This window comes from Variovorax sp. Soil_C_33, from assembly GCF_057656935.1.
In genome coordinates, this window is the sequence record NZ_JBDGJK010000022.1 from 1 (window position 1) to 16,229 (window position 16,229).

Consider the following 16,229-nt stretch of genomic DNA (forward strand, 5'->3'; position numbering starts at 1 on the left):
CGTCTCCTTTGCCTAGAAGTTGGAAATCCCGTTTTAGCTAAACGGGGGTGACTCGGGTAGTCCTACATAGCATCTAGGAAAACTTAGGCGCCCTGCGCTCGCGCAGCGAGGCCACGCCCTCGCGCACGTCAGGCCCCGCAAAGCCCATGAACTCGAGCGCCAGCGAGGCGTCGAAGCTCGGGCCGGCCAAACGCAGCCAGTTGTTGAGCGCGTACTTGGTGAAGCGGATCGCGCTCTGGCTGCCGGCGGCCAGCTTGTCGGCGACCTCGTAGGCACGCGGCAGCAGCTCGGCCTCTTCCACCGCGAGCGAGACCAGGCCGATGCGCTCGGCCTCCTCGCCGCTCACGGCTTCGCACAGCAGCAGGTAGTACTTGGCCTTCGCCATCCCGCACAGGAGCGGCCAGACGATCGCCGCATGATCGCCTGCCGCCACGCCCAGCCGGGTGTGGCCATCGACGATCTTCGCGGTCTTGCTCGCGATCGAGATGTCGGCCAGCAGGCCCGCCACCAGGCCGGCGCCCACGGCCGGCCCGTGCATCGCGCTGACAATCGGCTTGTCGCAGTTGACGAGGTTGTAGACCAGGTCGCGCGCTTCCTTCCACACGCGCACGCGCGTCGCGTCGTCGGTGCTCATCTGCTCGACCATCGCCAGGTCGCCGCCGCCCGAGAAGCCCATGCCCTCGCCGCGCAGCACGGCGCAGCGCACCGTGTCGTCGGCCGACACGTCGCGCCAGATCTCGGCCAGCTCGCGGTGCCCGTCATGGCCTGCGGTGGGCAGCTTGCCGTTGTGCGCGCGCATCTGGATGTCGAGCACCGCGCCGCCCTCGCCGCGGCGCGTGATGGCGAGGGTCTGGTAGCGGGCGTAGTCCATGGCGCTGCCTTTTCAGTTGCGCGCCGCCAGCTCGCGGCAGCGCTTCAGGTTGTCGTCGAAGGTCGAGGCCAGCGAGGGCTGGCAGGTGTCGGCCGAGAGCTTGAAGCGGCACAGGCCGACCACGAGGAACTCGGTCACCGCCTCGGTGCACATGGGGTAGCGCGCCAGCGCCGGGTTGGCGCGCGTCTTGAAGCCCCAGCGGTCGGAGAAGTCGAGCATGCGGCCCATCGCATCCTCGAAGTAGTCGCGGTCCTTGTTGGCGACGGCCGCATCCATCGCGGGAAGCTCGGTGCCGAGGAAGCCCATGGCGGCGGCGGGGAAGCGGTCCGCATCCTGCTGCTGGGCGGCTGCGCCCGTCGCGGCGACGGTCAGCAGAAAAGGGGCGATGGTTCGTGCGGAAGCGGCGAGGAGGCGATGGCGGATGGATCCCATGGTCGGCGGTATGGCGGGTGGATGCGGAAGCGATATTTGAACCCAAACACCGCGCCGCGCCGCCGGCGCGCGAAAACCCGCCTACCAGCTCAGCTTGACGCCGACAGAGCCCTGCACCGAGGACTTCACACTGGCGTCGCCGCCGATGGCGAAGACGCGACCCACCTCGCCGTAGAGGCTGGTGACCGGCGTCACCGCCAGCGTGAAGCCGCCCGCCACTTCGCCCGAGCTGTAGCCGCTCGCGCTCGCGATGCGCGTCGTGGCCGCCGGGCCGATGAACTCGCTGACGTCCGCGCCGCCGCTCGCGCGGTACAGGTTCGCGCGCGCATAGGGCTGCAGCCGCCCGGCGCCGGTGGCGATGTCGCCCTGGATGCGCACGCCGAGGCGGCCGATCCAGCCGCCGTCGGCGTCCTGCCGCACGTTCGCGCCGCTGATCAGCACGTCGTCGAAGCGGCTGCGCTGGTAGATCAGCTGCGCCTGCGGTTCGATGCGCCAGTTCGCGGCCAAAGGGAAGGACTTGCCGGCTTCGATCGAGGCCGCGAGGCTCTCGGCCCTGCCCGAGGCGCTCGGGTTGCCGTCGGGGCGCACGGTGGTGCGGTGGCGGCCGGCCTGCAGCACGGCATCGGCGTACAGGCCGCTCGCGTCCATCCAGGTGGCGTAGCCGCCGAGGTAGCGCGACTGCAAGTCGGTGTTACCGGCGCGCCCGAGGGTGCCACGCGCATTGCCGCTCACGTCAGCGCCGCCGTCCAGGAAGCCGACGTAGAGGCCGGCGCGCCAGTTGGCGCTGGCGAGCAGGTCGGTGCCGGCTTGCAGGCCGCTCACATGGCCGCGGCTGTGGGCGCTGGCGACGCCGTTCTGGCGGATGTCGAGGTCGCTGTAGACGGCGCGGGCCCAGGCGCGGCGCGACGCTCCGGCTTGGCCGGCCTCGCCGGACGCAGCAGCCGCCTCGTCGCCGATGCGGCGGTGCAGGTTGCCGAGCATGCCGAGGTCGGCCTGGCGCAGCTGCGCGGGCAGCGCCGCGAAGAGCGGGACTTCGGCGCGGTAGGTCGGCACGCTCGCCAGCGGCAGGACCAGCTTGACGGTCGTGTCCGCGGTCGTGGTGGTGGGCGCGTCCGCATTGGCAGGCGTTGCCGGGGGCGCGATGGTTGTCTCGGTACGCAGGTACCAGCTCTCGCCGGCGCCTTGGGCATCCGCCGCATACAAGCGGTACTCGTAGGCGCCTGCATCGACGTGGCCGCCGGCCAGCGCGAAGGCATCCTTGGTGGTCTGCGCCGTGGTCGTCGCGCCGTTGCGCGCGCTCACCACCTCGATGCCGTTGCCTGTCGTCTGCGCACCGAGGCCGCCGAGGTTGGTGATGCGAACCGTGGTCTTGCCGCTCGCGCTGGCGCCTGCGCCGCTCAGCACCAGGCGATCGCTCAGGCTGTTGCTGCCGCCGAGCACCGTGCCGAGGTTCAGCATGCCGCCGTTGCCGACGTAGGCGCCGGTCACGGTGAGCGTGCTGCCCGCCGCAGTGCTCAGCAGGTTGACGGTGCCCTCATTGCTCAGCGAGGCGATGCGCTGGTTGAAACCCGCGGTATCGAGCGTCGCGCCGAAGGCCACGGTGTGCGCGGAAGCAGCGCTGAAGGTGTTGGCCGCAGCCGCCTTCAAGGTGCCGGCCGCGACCGTGGTCGCGCCGCTGTAGGTGTTGGCGCCCGAGAGCACCGTGGTGCCGCTGCCCACCTGGCGCAGTGCGCCGCTGCCGCTGATGGCGCCGGCCAGGTCCAGCGTGTTCGAACGGTTCGCGACCAGCGTCGCGTTGTTGACGATGTCGCCCGCCACGCTGCCGCTCGTGCCGCCTCTGCCCAGCTGCAGCGTGCCGGCGCTGATCGTGGTGGTGCCCGTGATCGCCTGGTCGCGCGTGAGCGTGAGCCCGCCGGCGCCTGTCTTCTCGATGCCGCCGGTGCCGGAGAGCAGCCCGGTGTAAGTTGCGTCGTTCGACTGCGCGAAACGGACCAGGCCGTTGTCGGCGATCGCCAGCGGCGCGAACTGCGCGCTGGTCTGCAGGATGCCGGCCGCGTCCACCGTCATGCTGCCCGTATAGCTGCCGGCGCTGGCGCCGAGGATCAGCGTGCCGCCGGCCACCCGCACGCTGGTGATGCCCGAGCCGGGCAGCGCGTTGTTGAAGGTCCAGGTGCCGCTGTCGTTCTTCACCAGCGTCTGGAAGTTGGCGAGCGCCTGCGCGAAGGTATCGGTGCCGCTGCCGTTCAGGGTCAGCAGGTTGCTGCCGCCGCCGCCGTTGATGCTGCCGGTGATCGACGAGCCGGTGTAGACGTTGAGCGTGTCATTGCCGTTGGCGAAGTTCAGCGTGCCGATCAGCCGTCCCCGGTTGGTGAAGCTGATGGCCATGGTGCCCGAGACGCCCATGATGGGGCCCGCGCCGCCCTTGTATTCGATGACGCCGGTTTCGCCATTGATCACGGTGTTCGAGCCGGTCGACGATTCGAACCAGATGGCCGCGCCGCCGGCCTGCGATCGGATCTCGCCGTGGTTGACGATCAGGTTGCCGCTGCCGTGCGGGTTGATGGCTTCCGCGTCGTGGGCGGTGCCGTTGGACAGGACCTTGGCGCCCTGATCGATCGCGAGCGTGGTGCCCGATCGGAATTCGATGGTGTTGGCGCCGGTGCCATAGTGGCCGTTGGCGCTGCCCGCCGCATGGTTCTGCACCGTGGCGTTGCGCTGGATCAGGATGGTGCCGTTGTCGCCCATGCTGATGGCGGGCAGGTTGGTAGTGCTGACCACCGCGCCCTGCTGCACGTCCACCGTGCCGCCGGGCGTGGCGTCGTAGCCGCCGATGACGACAAAGGTCTGCGGCGTGCCGGCGGCACAGGTGATGGTGTTGCTGCCACCGCTGGCGCAATCGGCGGCGGCGGTGCCGGCCAGGCCGAACAGAACCACGGCCATGGCGGGCGCCTTCGCGCTCGACTTGCCGACGCCGCGCGCCAGCTCGGAGGCCACGGCCCAGATCCCTTGCGACGGCCTCCAGACCACCCGGAAAACGCGGTTCATGCGCTTCTTTCTTATGAAAATGAATACTTAAGAATGTAGTTCTTAGGTTTACATTTCCTAAGGAAATAATTCACGGAATCCGCCTGCCTGGCCCGAAGTGGGTGCGCAGTGCCCGCCCCGTAAACTCGGGCATGGCTTCCAGATCCCCCGGAGCGCCGCGCATGCTCGAGCGCGGCCTCATGTGCATCCTCATCGGCGCGGCGGTGCTGCTCGCGCCGCACTTCCTGCAGTCGCCCGCCTGGCGAGAGACCATCGGCGGGGCTTACGTGGTCGGCTGGTTCGCGCTGGTGCTCGGCGTGGCGCTGGTCGCGGTCGACCTGTTCCAGCGCGCGAAAAAGTCCGGAGGCCGCTGATGCGCGACCCGGTGCGCGTGGGCGACCGCCAACGCTTCGACACGCTCATCGATGCGCGCTCGCCCGCCGAGTTCGCGATCGACCACATCCCCGGCGCGATCAACTGCCCGGTGCTCGACGACGAGGAGCGCCGCATCGTCGGCACCCTCTACAAGCAGCAGGGCGCCTTCGAGGCGCGCCGGGTCGGCGGTGCGATGGTGGCCGCGAACATCGCGCGGCACCTGAAGGAGCAGTTCGCCGACCGGCCTGCCGACTGGAAGCCGCTCATCTATTGCTGGCGCGGCGGCCTGCGCAGCGGCTCGATGACGACTTGGCTGCGCCTCGTCGGCTGGGACGCGCAGCAGCTCGCCGGCGGCTACAAGAGCTGGCGCCGCCACGTGATCACGCAGATCGACGCCCTGTGTCCGCGGCTCGAGTTGCGCGTGCTGTGCGGCGCCACCGGCAGCGCCAAGACACGCGTGCTGCAGGCCATGGCGGCGCAGGGCGAGCAGGTGCTCGACCTCGAAGCTTTTGCTGCCCACAAGGGTTCGCTGCTCGGCGCCCTGCCCGGCGTGCCGCAGCCCTCGCAGACCGCCTTCGAGACGCGCATCGCGGAGCTGCTGGACCGCATCGATCCGCAAAAGCCGCTCTACGTCGAGGGCGAGAGCCGCCGCATCGGCCGCCTCAACGTGCCGACGGCGCTGGTGGAGCGCATGCGCGCGAGCCTGGTCATCGAGATCGACGCCACGCCCGAGGCGCGCCTGGCCTACCTGCTGCGCGACTACGCCTACCTCGGCGACGACCCGGAAGCGTTGTCGCGCCAGCTCGCCATGCTGAAGGAACTGCACGGCAAGGCCGTGATCGCGCGCTGGCAGCAGTGGGCGGCCGAGCGCAACCTGCCGTTGCTGTTCGCGGAGCTGACCGCGCTGCACTACGACCCGGCCTACAAGCGGTCGCAGGCCAGCCATTTTGCGCGCTGGGACGAACGGCAGGTCTTGCGCGCCGACGATCTCTCGGACGAAGGCGTCGAGGCGATCGCGCGCCGCGTGGCCGCGGCGAGCCGGGAACTCAGCGCTTCTTGAGCGTCTTCTTCACGAGTTCGACCACCGCCAGCACGATCGCGCCGGCCACGATGCCGACGCCCGCATTGGCGCCCATCGAGCCGAGGCCGCCGACCAGGCTGCCTGCATCCAGGGCCCAGGCCTCGACCGCGTGGCCCAGGGCCGGCACGCCATGCACCAGGATGCCGCCGCCGACCAGGAACATGGCGGCGGTGCCGGCGATGGACAGGCCCTTCATGAGCCAGGGCGCCGCCGCGAGGATGCCGCGGCCGAGCGCGCGCGAGCCCGCGTCTTCGCGCCGGCTCAGGTAGAGCCCCGCGTCGTCGAGCTTCACGATGCCTGCGACCAGGCCGTAGACGCCGACGGTCATGACCAGTGCGATGCCGACCAGCACGCTCAGCTGCGTCACGAAGGTCTGGCCCTGCACCGTGCCCAGCGTGATCGCGATGATTTCCGCTGAGAGGATGAAATCGGTGCGCACCGCGCCCTTGATCTTGTCCTTCTCGACCGCGACCACGTCGATGGCCGGATCGGCGACCGCGCGCTCGTGCTTCGAGACCTCGGCCGCATGCTCTTCCTTGTGCAGGAACTTGTGCGCGAGCTTCTCGCAGCCCTCGAAACACAGGAAGGCGCCGCCGATCATCAGCAGCGGGGTCACCAGCCAGGGCAGCCAGGTGCCGATGGCCAGCGCCGCGGGCACCAGGATCGCCTTGTTGATGAGGGAGCCCTTGCACACCGCCCACACCACCGGCAGCTCGCGCTCGGCCTTGACGCCCGAGACCTGCTGCGCATTCAGCGCCAGGTCGTCGCCCAGCACGCCGGCGGTCTTCTTGGCGGCAAGCTTGGTGAGGATGGAAACGTCGTCGAGAACGGTCGCGATGTCGTCGAGCAGGAGCAGCAGACTGGTGGCCATCTTCTTTTTTAGACGTTGCGTTTGAGGCGGATCTCTTCGATCTTGATGCCGCCGATCGAGGTCGTCTTGGCGGTCTTCATCTCGCGCTTGAAGCCAGCCAGCTCGATGAACCGCATCGCGCGGTCGTTGCGCAGCGGCACCCAGATGGTGACCAGCGTGCAGCCCTCTTCCTCGAGGCCGTCGCGCGCCGCATCCCACAGCGCGACGCCGACGCCCTTGCCCCAGTGCTCGGGCTTGACATAGAGGGCCCAGATCTCGCCCGTGGTCGAGGGCGTCTTGGCATCGCGCGAGCGGTCGAAGCCGACGAAGCCGACCACCTCCTCGCCCTGCACCGCCACATGCACCTGCGGCTCGCTGAACTCGATCGCCTCGCGCCACTTCGCCTCGCGCGTGGACGGAGCCAGCGCACGCAGCTGGTCTTCAGGCAGGATGCCCGTGTAGGCGGCGCGGGCGGCGGCGGCGTGGACTTCGGCGATGGCCTTGGCATCGCGCATCGTGGCGGGGCGAACTTCGTAGTCGGACATGAATGCAGGGGAACGAACGGTAAAGGGCCGTATTGTCGCCGCGCCGCTAAACTTCCTGTTGCATTCGCATCATTCGGAGAATCACCATGGCCAAGAGTCAACAGCGCAGCAACAAGGAAGCCAAGAAACCCAAGAAGGACAGCTCTCCGCCGAAGCCGCCGGGCGCAGGCATCGAACCGGTGCGCACCATCACCACCGCGGTCATCCCGCGCGGCAAGCTCAAGAACAAGTGACGCCGGCGCAGCAGCAGCAGCCCCGCAATCCCCTGCACGGGCTCACGCTCGAGGCCATCGTGACCGCGCTCGCGGCGCACTATGGCTGGCAGGGCCTGGGCGAGCGCATCCCGCTGCGCTGCTTCACCAGCGACCCGAGCGTGGCCTCCAGCCTCAAGTTCCTGCGCAAGACGCCGTGGGCGCGCGAGAAGGTCGAAAGCCTCTACCTCTTCATGCTGCGCGAAGAACGCCGCCAGGCGTCGCGCGGCACCCCGCCATGAAGGTGCGCGTCGAGCCCGGCGGCTTCGATTTCGATACCGAGTCCGGGCGCACGCTGCTGCAGTCCGCCGACGCGGCCGGCATCGAGCTGCCGAGCTCCTGCCGCAACGGCACCTGCCGCACCTGCATCTGCAAGCTGAGCGCCGGCGAGATCCGCTACCGCATCGAGTGGCCGGGCGTGAGCGCCGACGAGAAGGCCGAGGGCTGGATCCTGCCCTGCGTTGCCGAGCCGCTGGGCGATGTCACGCTCGACGTGCCGTACGCGTTTTCACGCTTCTGACCGAACGATCCGGTCACGCTGCGCCAGCGAGGGAAAGAGCCGGAACCACGCCAGCGCCACCAGCACGGTGCCGACGCCGCCCGTCACCACCGAGCCGACCGGCCCCAGCAGCGCCGCCGTGGCGCCCGACTCGAACTCGCCGAGCTGGTTGCTGGCGCCGATGAAGATCGAATTGACGGCGCTCACGCGGCCGCGCATCGCGTCCGGCGTCTCGAGCTGCACCAGCGTCTGCCGGAGCACGACATTGACCATGTCGGCCCCGCCCGAGACCGCGAGCGCGATGAGCGAGACGAGGAAGCTGCGCGAGATGCCGAACACGATCATGCAGAGGCCGAACGCGCCCACCGCCATCAGCAGCGTGCGCCCCACGTGGCGCTCGATCGGCCGGCGCGTCAAGATGATCGACATCGCCAGCGCACCGACCGCCGGCGCGCTGCGCAGCAGGCCCAGCCCCCAGGGGCCGGTGTGCAGGATGTCCTTGGCGAAGATCGGCAGCAGCGCAACCGCGCCGCCGAGCAGCACCGCGAACAGATCGAGCGAGACGGCGCCGAGCACCGGCTTGCGCTTCCAGATGAAGTCCACGCCTGCCAGCACCGTGGCCAGCGTGACCGGTTCGCGCGGCGCCGGCATGTGGTCGTAGCGCAGCTGCATCAGGAGCAGGCTGCCGACGGCAAAGAACAGCAGGCTCGCGCCGTACACCACGCCCGTGCCCGCGGCGAACAGCAGGCCGCCCAGCGCCGGCCCGCCGATGATCGCGCCCTGCATGCCGGCCGAGCTGAAGGCCATCGCGCGCGGCAGCATCAGCGGTGGCACGAGCAGCGGCGTCAGCGCCTGCTGCGCGGGCATCTGGAAGGCGCGCACCGCGCCCAGCACCAGCGACAGGCCGAGCAGCACGCCGCGCGAGTCTTGATGAAGGTAGACGGCGCCGAGCAGCACCAGCGCGACCGCGCCCTGCACCGCCAGGCAGGCCGCGACGATGCGGCCGCGATGGTGGCGGTCGACGATGTGGCCTGCCAGCAGCGCCAGCAGCAGCGCCGGCACGAACTGGTAGAGCCCGACCAGGCCGAGGTCCCAGGCGCTGCCGGTCAGCTCGTACATGTGCCAGCCGATCGCGACCAGCTGCATCTGGGCGGCCGCGCTGCCGAACAACCGCGCGGTCCACAACCGCATGAAGGGCCGCTCGCGCGTGAGATCGGAAAAATTCGGCGAGGCGGCGCGGGCGGACATTGCATCGAGGATAGCCGAGCGCCAAAGCCTTCTAGACTTGCTCGGCCATGCCTTCGCTCGCCGTGATTCACGAAGACCCTTACCTGCTGGTGCTGGACAAGCCCGCCAGCCTCCTCTGCGTGCCCGGGCGCGGCGAGGACAAGCAGGACTGCCTCAGCGCGCGCGCCGTCGCACGCTGGCCCGATGCGCTGGTGGTGCACCGGCTCGACATGGCCACCAGCGGCCTGGTGCTGATGGCGCGCAGCCCGGCGATGCAGCGCGCCCTGGGCGACGCCTTTGCACAGCGGCGAATGCGCAAGCGCTATGAAGCGATCGTCGACGGGCTATTGCCCATGCATGACGAGTGGTCGCTGATCGATGCGCCGCTGGCCGCCGATTGGCCGCGCCGGCCGCTGCAAAAGATCGATGCCGAATCGGGCAAGCCGAGCCAGACGCGATGGCGCGTGAAGCGCCAGCTGCCCGAGCGTGATGCGAGCCACCTGTGGCTGGAACCGCTGACCGGCCGCAGCCATCAGTTGCGGGTTCATCTGCTGTCGATCGGCCACCCGATCCTGGGCGATGCGCTCTACGGCAGCGACGAAGTGCGGCAGCGCGCGCCGAGGCTGCTGCTGCACGCGAGCGCGCTCGAGTTCGTGCACCCTGCCGACGGCCGGATGCGCCGCTTCGAAAGTCCGCCCCCGTTTGCCTGAAGTCTTCTTCAGCCCTTGACCACCAGAACGGGGACTTTCGAATCCTGCAGCACGCGCTGCGTCACGCTGCCGAGCAGCAGCTTCTCGATGCCGGAGCGCCCATGCGAGCCCATCACGATCAGGTCGGCCGCGATCGCCTCGGCGGTATCGACGATGCCTTCGTGGACCACGTGGCCGTCGATCACGCGCTGGTCGCTGTGCAGTCCTTCGGCCGCCAGCGCCGCGACGCCGCGCGCCAGCGCCGCATTGGCGCTGCTGGTGGCGGCTGCAAGGTATTCGTTCTGGCCGAGCGCATAGTCGGCGCCCACGCCGATGAAGGGATAGTTGTCCACCACGTGGATGAGGGTGATGCGGCTGCCGAACGCCAGCGCCAGTCCGCTGGCCTTGCTGACCGCAAGCATCGACGTTTCGGATCCATCGATCGGGACCAGGATGTGATTGAACATGGCAGACCTCTTTCGTTCGCAGGGCTCGCAGGGCGAGCCGGACCCCGAATTTACATCCAGGGAGAGGGCCGGACTGTAGGACGGCTACGGCCCGGCAGGTGGCATCAATCGCCTTGAAATGCGCCGGCGCGGCAGGTCACGACCAGCGTGTCGCGCCAGCCCGGCTGGCCTTCAACCAGCGGCTGGATCGGCGTCGACTCGTGGATCACGCGCGCGTCGTCGAGCAGGAGCAGCGTCCAGGGCTCGGTCATCGTGAAGCGCTCGCCGCGCCGGCCCGCAGCCTCGAACACGCGCGTTTCGCCGCCCTTGATGTTGTGGCGCCGGACCAGCGCGACCGCCACCAGGTCGACGCCGTCGCGGTGCGCGCCTTCCGGCGTCGGGCGGCCGATGCCGTCGGCGGTGTCGATGCGGAACTGGTGCGCCTCCACGTACCAGCGCTGCGTGCCGCGCAGGCCGCTCGCCACGCTGCCCAGGCCGCGCAGCAGCCGCTGCCATGCGGGCTGCGCCAGCGTCCCCGCTTCCATCGGCGCGAACCAGCGTTGCATGCCGCCGTGCAGCGCGTTGTACTCCACCGGCTGCCAGTGCGCGCGGTGCGGCACCTGTTCGAGCGTTGCGTCCTCGACCATGAAGCAGGCATGGCGCCGCGTGCGATAGCGGCCGCCGTCCTTCAGGTATTCGTCGGGCGGCAGCTGGTCCCAGTCGCCGCACAGTGCATCGAATTCGGTGAGCGAGGTGGCGAGCCATTCGGCCACGCCTTGCGGGCTCAGGACGGCGTAGCCGTCCTGGCGCAATGCGGCGACGAGTCGATCGGGCGGCGTGAACGGCGGATTGAAGAGGCCGCCGCTCACTCCGTCACCTTCACGTCCTTCCAGAAGGCGACGCGGTCCCGGACCATCTCGGCTTCGGGCTTGGGGTCGGCGTAGTACCACGCGGCGTCGGTGTGGAGCTCGCCGTCGACCAGCAGCGAGTAGTAGCTCGCGCTGCCCTTCCAGGGGCAGGTGGTCTTGTGGTTGCTGAAGGTCACATAGTCGCGGTTGAGCGAACTCATGGGGAAGTAGTGGTTGCCTTCGACGAGCACGGTGTCGTCGCTCTCGGCGACGGTGACGCCGTTCCAGATTGCTTTCATGAAATTCTCCGTATGCCCGGCGAACGCGGGCAGCCCTGTCATTGTGCCGCGGGCGATTGCAGCCAGTGGACGCTGAACAGGCGCTGCGGATCGGTCCACACCGCGGCCGGCCGGAAGCCCGCCTTCACCGCGAGCGCACGCAGGCCGTCGACGGTGAACTTGTGCGAGTTCTCGGTGTGGATGGTTTCGCCCTCGTCGAAGGAGAAGCGCTGGCCGTCGAGCGTGACGGTCTGCGCGCGGCGGCTCACCAGGTGCATCTCGATGCGCCGCAGCGGCGCGTTGTAGAAGGCGGCATGCGTGAAGCCGTCGAGATCGAAGTCGGTGTCGAGCTCGGCGTTGGCGCGGCGCAGCAGGTTGAGATTGAAGGCCGCGGTCACGCCCTGCGCATCGTTGTAGGCCGCATGCAGCAGCGCCGGGTCCTTGACCAGGTCGACGCCGAGCAGCAGGCCGCCGCCGCGCAGCAGGCGCTGGGCCAGCTGCAGGAAGGCGAGCGCTTCATCGGGACTGAAGTTGCCCAGGGTCGAGCCGGGAAAGAAGCCGACGCGCTGGCCCATGCCCTCGCCACGCGCGGGCAGCACCAGCGGCATGGTGTAGTCGGCCACCAGGGGCTGCACCGCGAGCCGCGGATAGTCGTCGCGCAGGCGCTCGGCCGCCGCTTCGAGGTGCTCGCCGGAAATGTCGATCGGCACATAGCGCTTCGGCGCATCGAGGGCGTCGAGCAGGAGCCGCACCTTGGTGAGCGAGCCGGCGCCGAACTCGATGATCTCGGCCTTCGGGCCGATCTGGGCCGCGATCTCGGAGGCGCACTCGGTGAGGATGCGCAGCTCGGTGCGCGTCGGGTAGTACTCGGGCAGCTCGCAGATGCGGTCGAACAGCGCGGAGCCCGCGATGTCGTAGAAGAACTTCGGCGGGATGCTGCGCGCGCCGCGGCTCAGGCCCGCGAACAGCTCGCGGCCGAAATTGGAAAGCGGCGCGGCGCGCTGCGCGGTGCGGAACGCATGGAGGTTGAATGCGGGATTGCCCATCAGAGCTCCTTCGCGAGCCGCAGCCCGGAGAACTGCCAGCGCGCGGCCGGCGGGAAGAAGTTGCGGTAGCTGGGCCGCGTGTGCCCTTCGGGCGTGGCGACGCTGCCGCCGCGCAGCACCAGCTGGCCGACCATGAACTTGCCGTTGTATTCCGCCGCGATGCCCGCCAACGGGCGAAAACCCGGGTACGGGTCGTAGGAAGAACGCGTCCATTGCCACACATGCCCGCTCATCTGCGTGATGCCGGGCGCGTCATGGGCGGCCTCCCATTCGAACTCGGTCGGCAGCCGCGCGCCGGCCCATTCGGCAAAGGCCGCCGCTTCGTAGAAGCTCAGCTGGGCCACCGGCGCCTCGGGTTCCAGCGGGCGCACGCCGTGCAGGCCGAAGACCTGCCAGCCCGCCGTCGTGCCCTGGTGGGCGAGCCGCGGATCGTCGGGCGCGAGCCAGTAGGCCGGGCAGCGCCAGCCCTGGGCCTGCACCGAGGCCCAGCCGTCGGACAGCCAGAGCTCGGGCCGCTGGTAGCCGCCGTCGGCAATGAACTGCGCATAGTCGCCGCAGTTCACCAGCCGGTCGGCGATGGCGTAGGGTCGCAGCAGCGCCGCGTGGCGCGGCGTCTCGTTGTCGAAGGCGAAGCCGTCGCCGCCATGGCCGACTTCGATCAGCCCGCCGGGCTGCGCCAGCCACTGCATCGGCGGCGGCACCGAGGCCAGGCGCAGCGCCGGCCCTGCCGCGGCCCGGTACGCGGGCAGCAGCGGGTTGCACGACAGGGCATGCAGGATGTCGGTGACGATGAGCTCCTGGTGCTGCTGTTCGTGGTGCAGGCCCAGCGTGACGATCGCCGCGATCGCATCCCAGTCCCCGCCCTCGCCCGCCGTTTCGAGCAGCGCCTGCACCGCCTCGTCGACGTGGCGCCGGTACGCGTGCACCTCGCCCTGCGAAGGCCGCGTCAAGAGCCCGCGCTGGGGCCGCGGATGGCGCGGCCCCAGCGCCTCGTAGTAGGAGTTGAAGAGATAGTGAAAACGCGGATCGAAGACGCGGTAGCCCGTCGCATGCGGCTGCAGCAGCACGGTCTCGAAGAACCAGGTGGTGTGGGCCAGGTGCCATTTGGTCGGACTGGCATCGGGCATCGACTGGATGCACTGGTCTTCGGCCGAGAGAGGCGTCGCGAGCGCGAGGCTTTGGGCACGCACCGCCTGGAACTGATCGCGCAGCACGTCAGCAGCGGGCGCGGCCGGCCGGATGAGGTTCATGGGGTCTCCAATTTTTGGATCGAAAGGTTTTAGCCCATGGAGGCAGGCAGGCGCCGTAGGACAAGCCCGCGCAGTCGAACGCGACACTTTGGCACAAGACGCTGGTGCGTGCCAGAGCCCTGCGTATCATCCGGCGGATGAGTACGACTACCCCCTCCCAGCGCCCCCGTATCGTCATCGTCGGCTGCGGTTTCGGGGGCCTGGAGGCGGCGCGAAAGCTGCAGGGCGCCGATGTCGACGTCACCATCGTCGACAAGACCAACCACCACCTGTTCCAGCCGCTGCTCTACCAGGTGGCGACCGCCGGGCTGGCGGCGCCCTCGATCGCGGCGCCGGTGCGGCTCCTGTTCCGCCGCCAGCCCAACATCACCACCCTGCTCGGCGAGGTCAAGCACATCGATCCGCTTGCGCACGAGGTGCAGCTGGCCAACGGCACGCGCCTCGGGTGGGATCACCTCATCGTGGCCGCCGGCGCCACCCATAGCTATTTCGGCAACGACGGCTGGGCCCGGATGGCGCCGGGCCTCAAGACGCTGGCCGATGCCTTCGAGATCCGCCGCCGCGTGCTGATGAGCTTCGAGGCCGCCGAGATCGAAGCCGACCCGGTGCGGCGCCGTGCATTGCTGACCTTCGCGGTGATCGGCGCCGGCCCCACCGGCGTCGAGATGGCCGGCACGCTGGCCGAGATCGCGCGCCACACGCTGGAAGGCGAGTTCCGCCGCATCGATCCGGGCAGCGCAGAGGTGCTGCTGATCGAGGGCGGCCCGCGCGTGCTGCAGGCCATGCCCGAGTCGTTGAGCCAGCGCGCGCTGGAACAGTTGCAGAAGCTCGGCGTGCAGGTGCGTCTCAACGCCAAGGTCACGGCCATCGACGAGACCGGGCTCACGGTCGAATCGCCCTTCAGCGACGGCGGCGCCGGCACCGGCAGCCACCGCATCGACTGCCACTGCGTGATCTGGGCCGCCGGGGTGGCCGCTTCGCCGCTGGGCCGGCTGCTGGGAGAGGCAACCGGCGCCGAGACCGACCGCGCCGGCCGCATCAAGGTGCTGCCCGACCTCAGCGTGCCGGGCCAACCGGACATCAGCGTGGTCGGCGATCTCGCGGCCGCCATGAGCCACCGCCCGGGCAAGGAGCCGAAGCCGGTGCCCGGCGTCTCGCCCGGCGCCAAGCAGATGGGCCGCGCCGCGGCGGCGAACATCCTGCGCCGCATCGCGGGCAAGGAGACCGTGCCTTTCCGCTACCGCGACTACGGCAACCTCGCGACCATCGGCCGCAACTCGGCCGTGGTCGACCTCGGCACCCCATTCGGGCCGCTGCGCTTTTCGGGCCGGATGGCCTGGCTGTTCTGGCTCTTCGCGCACGCCTACTTCCTGATCGGCTTCCGCAATCGCATCGTGGTGCTGATGGACTGGGCGAGCGCGTACTGGAGCTTCCAGCGGCATGCGCGGGTGGTGGCGGAGGTCAGGGGCAAGGGAGAGTCCTGAGCGGGGGCCTGCTCGTGCCCGCACATTCGCCGGCGCCTCCAGTCGAACATGTGATCCACCATGAACGAGAAACCGTCTGAAGCCCTGTCGTTCCGGCCGTTGGAGATAGCCGACCTTGCGATGCTTCACGAATGGCTGTGCCGCCCCCACGTCAGCGAATGGTGGCAGCCCACCCCGTCGCGCGCCGAGGGCGAAGAGGAGTTCGCGCCGTTGACCGCCGCCGGCCGCGACACGACGCGCGGCTATATCGCCCTGCTCGGAGCTCGCCCCATCGGCTTCATCCAGTGCTACGTGGTCATGGGTTCCGGCGACGGCTGGTGGGAGCAGGAAACCGACCCCGGTGCGCGCGGCATCGACCAGTTCCTCGCCAACGCGGAAGAGCTCGGAGCGGGCCTCGGCAGCGCGATGGTGCGCGCGTTCGTCGACCGCCTGTTCCTGGATCCTCAGGTCAGCAAGGTGCAAACCGATCCTTCGCCGGACAACGGGCGCGCCATCCGCAGCTACGCGAAGGCCGGCTTCGTTGCCCACGCAGAAGTCATGACGCCCGACGGCCCTGCCCTGCTCATGCTGCGCACGCGATCGACCGGCGGCCCATCCACCTGGAGCACACGATGATCCACATCCGCGACATCGACCATCTCGTCCTGCGCGTCATCGATCTCGACCGGATGCTTCGCTTCTACTGCGACGTGCTCGGCTGCACGATCGAGCGGCGGCAGGATGCCATCGGCCTGGTTCAGCTCCGCGCCGGGCGCGCGCTCGTCGACCTGGTTCCCGTGGACGGCGAGCTGGGCCGCGCCGGCGGCGCGCCGCCGGGCAAGGAAGGGCGCAACCTCGATCACTTCTGCTTTCGCGTCGAGCCTTTCGACGAAGCCGCCATTCGCCGCCACCTCGAAGCCCACGAGGTCGAAGCCGGCGCGCTGGCGACCCGAAACGGCGCCGAGGGCGAAGGGCCATCGATCTACATCAGCGATCCGGAGGGCAACGTGGTCGAGCTGAAGGGGCCGCCCGACAAGGAGTGAGGCCTGTTCAC

20 protein-coding genes are annotated in these 16,229 nt (G+C 69.5%); 9 read left to right on the top strand and 11 right to left on the bottom strand.

The annotated features are described in order from the left end of the window. Nucleotides 1-73: 73 nt before the first annotated feature. The 3 genes from AC3A6B_RS26250 to AC3A6B_RS26260 all read right to left on the bottom strand — a co-directional run bounded on the left by AC3A6B_RS26250 (nt 74) and on the right by AC3A6B_RS26260 (nt 4,348). Nucleotides 74-871 carry an enoyl-CoA hydratase/isomerase family protein gene (locus AC3A6B_RS26250; RefSeq protein WP_487839579.1) on the bottom strand — a complete coding sequence of 266 codons (798 nt, stop codon included), beginning with the start codon at nt 869-871 and terminating at the stop codon, nt 74-76. 12 nt (nt 872-883) lie between these two features. Then, complete coding sequence (locus AC3A6B_RS26255) at nt 884-1,303, bottom strand: hypothetical protein (RefSeq protein ID WP_487839580.1); 420 nt, start codon at nt 1,301-1,303, stop codon at nt 884-886. A gap of 81 nt (nt 1,304-1,384) precedes the next feature. Continuing rightward, nucleotides 1,385-4,348 carry an autotransporter outer membrane beta-barrel domain-containing protein gene (locus AC3A6B_RS26260; RefSeq protein ID WP_487839581.1) on the bottom strand — a complete coding sequence of 988 codons (2,964 nt, stop codon included), beginning with the start codon at nt 4,346-4,348 and terminating at the stop codon, nt 1,385-1,387. A gap of 131 nt (nt 4,349-4,479) precedes the next feature. On the opposite strand from AC3A6B_RS26260, the gene AC3A6B_RS26265 reads away from it, so the two are divergent. Together AC3A6B_RS26265 and mnmH are read left to right on the top strand one after the other, a co-directional pair. Then, nucleotides 4,480-4,701: a hypothetical protein gene (locus AC3A6B_RS26265; protein WP_436290677.1), complete on the top strand. Its 222-nt coding sequence runs from the start codon at nt 4,480-4,482 to the stop codon at nt 4,699-4,701. Next, nucleotides 4,701-5,762, top strand: a complete 1,062-nt coding sequence (mnmH, locus tag AC3A6B_RS26270) for a tRNA 2-selenouridine(34) synthase MnmH (protein WP_487839582.1) — start codon at nt 4,701-4,703, stop codon at nt 5,760-5,762. The genes AC3A6B_RS26265 and mnmH overlap by 1 nt, the downstream gene beginning before the upstream one ends. Here mnmH and AC3A6B_RS26275 read toward each other — a convergent pair. Then, nucleotides 5,749-6,654: a DUF808 domain-containing protein gene (locus AC3A6B_RS26275; RefSeq protein ID WP_487839583.1), complete on the bottom strand. Its 906-nt coding sequence runs from the start codon at nt 6,652-6,654 to the stop codon at nt 5,749-5,751. The two genes, mnmH and AC3A6B_RS26275, sit on opposite strands and share 14 nt — an antisense overlap. An 8-nt stretch (nt 6,655-6,662) precedes the next feature. Continuing rightward, on the bottom strand, nt 6,663-7,178 hold the full coding sequence (locus tag AC3A6B_RS26280; RefSeq protein WP_487839584.1) for an N-acetyltransferase family protein: 516 nt from the start codon (nt 7,176-7,178) through the stop codon (nt 6,663-6,665). Between the two features lie 86 nt (nt 7,179-7,264). Here AC3A6B_RS26280 and AC3A6B_RS26285 point away from each other — a divergent pair, with 86 nt between their 5' ends. Genes AC3A6B_RS26285 through AC3A6B_RS26295 form a run of 3 tightly spaced genes read left to right on the top strand, consistent with a single transcriptional unit; the run spans nt 7,265 to nt 7,949 of the window. Then, nucleotides 7,265-7,411 (top strand): hypothetical protein, encoded by a 147-nt coding sequence (locus AC3A6B_RS26285; RefSeq protein WP_170855465.1) that lies wholly within the window; start codon nt 7,265-7,267, stop codon nt 7,409-7,411. Beyond that, a complete protein-coding gene (locus tag AC3A6B_RS26290) occupies nt 7,408-7,671 on the top strand; it encodes a VF530 family protein (RefSeq protein ID WP_487839585.1) in 264 nt (87 codons plus the stop codon). Before AC3A6B_RS26285 ends, AC3A6B_RS26290 begins: the two co-directional genes overlap by 4 nt. Further along, a complete protein-coding gene (locus AC3A6B_RS26295; RefSeq protein ID WP_487839586.1) occupies nt 7,668-7,949 on the top strand; it encodes a 2Fe-2S iron-sulfur cluster-binding protein in 282 nt (93 codons plus the stop codon). The genes AC3A6B_RS26290 and AC3A6B_RS26295 overlap by 4 nt, the downstream gene beginning before the upstream one ends. Here the strand turns inward: AC3A6B_RS26295 and AC3A6B_RS26300 are convergent. After that, on the bottom strand, nt 7,938-9,176 hold the full coding sequence (locus tag AC3A6B_RS26300) for an MFS transporter (RefSeq protein WP_487839587.1): 1,239 nt from the start codon (nt 9,174-9,176) through the stop codon (nt 7,938-7,940). The two genes, AC3A6B_RS26295 and AC3A6B_RS26300, sit on opposite strands and share 12 nt — an antisense overlap. Nucleotides 9,177-9,223: 47 nt before the next feature. Between AC3A6B_RS26300 and AC3A6B_RS26305 the strand changes: the two genes are divergently transcribed. Beyond that, the gene (locus AC3A6B_RS26305; protein ID WP_487839588.1) at nt 9,224-9,865 is read left to right on the top strand and encodes an RluA family pseudouridine synthase; all 642 of its coding nucleotides are present in this window, start codon (nt 9,224-9,226) and stop codon (nt 9,863-9,865) included. Nucleotides 9,866-9,873: 8 nt separating this feature from the next. Here the strand turns inward: AC3A6B_RS26305 and AC3A6B_RS26310 are convergent, their stop codons facing one another. The 5 genes from AC3A6B_RS26310 to egtB all read right to left on the bottom strand — a co-directional run bounded on the left by AC3A6B_RS26310 (nt 9,874) and on the right by egtB (nt 13,712). Continuing rightward, complete coding sequence (locus tag AC3A6B_RS26310; RefSeq protein WP_093102281.1) at nt 9,874-10,311, bottom strand: universal stress protein; 438 nt, start codon at nt 10,309-10,311, stop codon at nt 9,874-9,876. A 104-nt stretch (nt 10,312-10,415) separates the two neighbouring features. Next, complete coding sequence (locus AC3A6B_RS26315; protein WP_487839589.1) at nt 10,416-11,159, bottom strand: 2OG-Fe dioxygenase family protein; 744 nt, start codon at nt 11,157-11,159, stop codon at nt 10,416-10,418. Continuing rightward, complete coding sequence (locus tag AC3A6B_RS26320; RefSeq protein ID WP_487839590.1) at nt 11,156-11,437, bottom strand: DUF427 domain-containing protein; 282 nt, start codon at nt 11,435-11,437, stop codon at nt 11,156-11,158. The genes AC3A6B_RS26315 and AC3A6B_RS26320 overlap by 4 nt, the downstream gene beginning before the upstream one ends. A 38-nt stretch (nt 11,438-11,475) precedes the next feature. After that, nucleotides 11,476-12,462 carry an L-histidine N(alpha)-methyltransferase gene (gene egtD / locus AC3A6B_RS26325; RefSeq protein WP_487839591.1) on the bottom strand — a complete coding sequence of 329 codons (987 nt, stop codon included), beginning with the start codon at nt 12,460-12,462 and terminating at the stop codon, nt 11,476-11,478. After that, nucleotides 12,462-13,712, bottom strand: a complete 1,251-nt coding sequence (egtB, locus tag AC3A6B_RS26330; RefSeq protein ID WP_487839592.1) for an ergothioneine biosynthesis protein EgtB — start codon at nt 13,710-13,712, stop codon at nt 12,462-12,464. Before egtB ends, egtD begins: the two co-directional genes overlap by 1 nt. Nucleotides 13,713-13,849: 137 nt before the next feature. Between egtB and AC3A6B_RS26335 the strand changes: the two genes are divergently transcribed. Genes AC3A6B_RS26335 through AC3A6B_RS26345 form a run of 3 tightly spaced genes read left to right on the top strand, consistent with a single transcriptional unit; the run spans nt 13,850 to nt 16,218 of the window. Then, the gene (locus AC3A6B_RS26335) at nt 13,850-15,196 is read left to right on the top strand and encodes an NAD(P)/FAD-dependent oxidoreductase (RefSeq protein ID WP_487839593.1); all 1,347 of its coding nucleotides are present in this window, start codon (nt 13,850-13,852) and stop codon (nt 15,194-15,196) included. Nucleotides 15,197-15,256: 60 nt separating this feature from the next. Next, nucleotides 15,257-15,811 (top strand): GNAT family N-acetyltransferase, encoded by a 555-nt coding sequence (locus AC3A6B_RS26340; RefSeq protein WP_487839594.1) that lies wholly within the window; start codon nt 15,257-15,259, stop codon nt 15,809-15,811. Continuing rightward, the gene (locus AC3A6B_RS26345; RefSeq protein WP_487839595.1) at nt 15,808-16,218 is read left to right on the top strand and encodes a VOC family protein; all 411 of its coding nucleotides are present in this window, start codon (nt 15,808-15,810) and stop codon (nt 16,216-16,218) included. Before AC3A6B_RS26340 ends, AC3A6B_RS26345 begins: the two co-directional genes overlap by 4 nt. Nucleotides 16,219-16,229: the final 11 nt, after the last annotated feature.

Bases quoted from the DNA above. Each gene is read 5' to 3' on its own strand.
- AC3A6B_RS26250 (WP_487839579.1), bottom strand. From the start codon at position 871: ATGGACTACGCCCGCTACCAGACCCTCGCCATCACGCGCCGCGGCGAG.
- AC3A6B_RS26255 (WP_487839580.1), bottom strand. From the start codon at position 1,303: ATGGGATCCATCCGCCATCGCCTCCTCGCCGCTTCCGCACGAACCATC.
- AC3A6B_RS26260 (WP_487839581.1), bottom strand. From the start codon at position 4,348: ATGAACCGCGTTTTCCGGGTGGTCTGGAGGCCGTCGCAAGGGATCTGG.
- AC3A6B_RS26265 (WP_436290677.1), top strand. From the start codon at position 4,480: ATGGCTTCCAGATCCCCCGGAGCGCCGCGCATGCTCGAGCGCGGCCTC.
- mnmH (WP_487839582.1), top strand. From the start codon at position 4,701: ATGCGCGACCCGGTGCGCGTGGGCGACCGCCAACGCTTCGACACGCTC.
- AC3A6B_RS26275 (WP_487839583.1), bottom strand. From the start codon at position 6,654: ATGGCCACCAGTCTGCTGCTCCTGCTCGACGACATCGCGACCGTTCTC.
- AC3A6B_RS26280 (WP_487839584.1), bottom strand. From the start codon at position 7,178: ATGTCCGACTACGAAGTTCGCCCCGCCACGATGCGCGATGCCAAGGCC.
- AC3A6B_RS26285 (WP_170855465.1), top strand. From the start codon at position 7,265: ATGGCCAAGAGTCAACAGCGCAGCAACAAGGAAGCCAAGAAACCCAAG.
- AC3A6B_RS26295 (WP_487839586.1), top strand. From the start codon at position 7,668: ATGAAGGTGCGCGTCGAGCCCGGCGGCTTCGATTTCGATACCGAGTCC.
- AC3A6B_RS26300 (WP_487839587.1), bottom strand. From the start codon at position 9,176: ATGTCCGCCCGCGCCGCCTCGCCGAATTTTTCCGATCTCACGCGCGAG.
- AC3A6B_RS26305 (WP_487839588.1), top strand. From the start codon at position 9,224: ATGCCTTCGCTCGCCGTGATTCACGAAGACCCTTACCTGCTGGTGCTG.
- AC3A6B_RS26310 (WP_093102281.1), bottom strand. From the start codon at position 10,311: ATGTTCAATCACATCCTGGTCCCGATCGATGGATCCGAAACGTCGATG.
- AC3A6B_RS26320 (WP_487839590.1), bottom strand. From the start codon at position 11,437: ATGAAAGCAATCTGGAACGGCGTCACCGTCGCCGAGAGCGACGACACC.
- egtD (WP_487839591.1), bottom strand. From the start codon at position 12,462: ATGGGCAATCCCGCATTCAACCTCCATGCGTTCCGCACCGCGCAGCGC.
- egtB (WP_487839592.1), bottom strand. From the start codon at position 13,712: ATGAACCTCATCCGGCCGGCCGCGCCCGCTGCTGACGTGCTGCGCGAT.
- AC3A6B_RS26335 (WP_487839593.1), top strand. From the start codon at position 13,850: ATGAGTACGACTACCCCCTCCCAGCGCCCCCGTATCGTCATCGTCGGC.
- AC3A6B_RS26340 (WP_487839594.1), top strand. From the start codon at position 15,257: ATGAACGAGAAACCGTCTGAAGCCCTGTCGTTCCGGCCGTTGGAGATA.
- AC3A6B_RS26345 (WP_487839595.1), top strand. From the start codon at position 15,808: ATGATCCACATCCGCGACATCGACCATCTCGTCCTGCGCGTCATCGAT.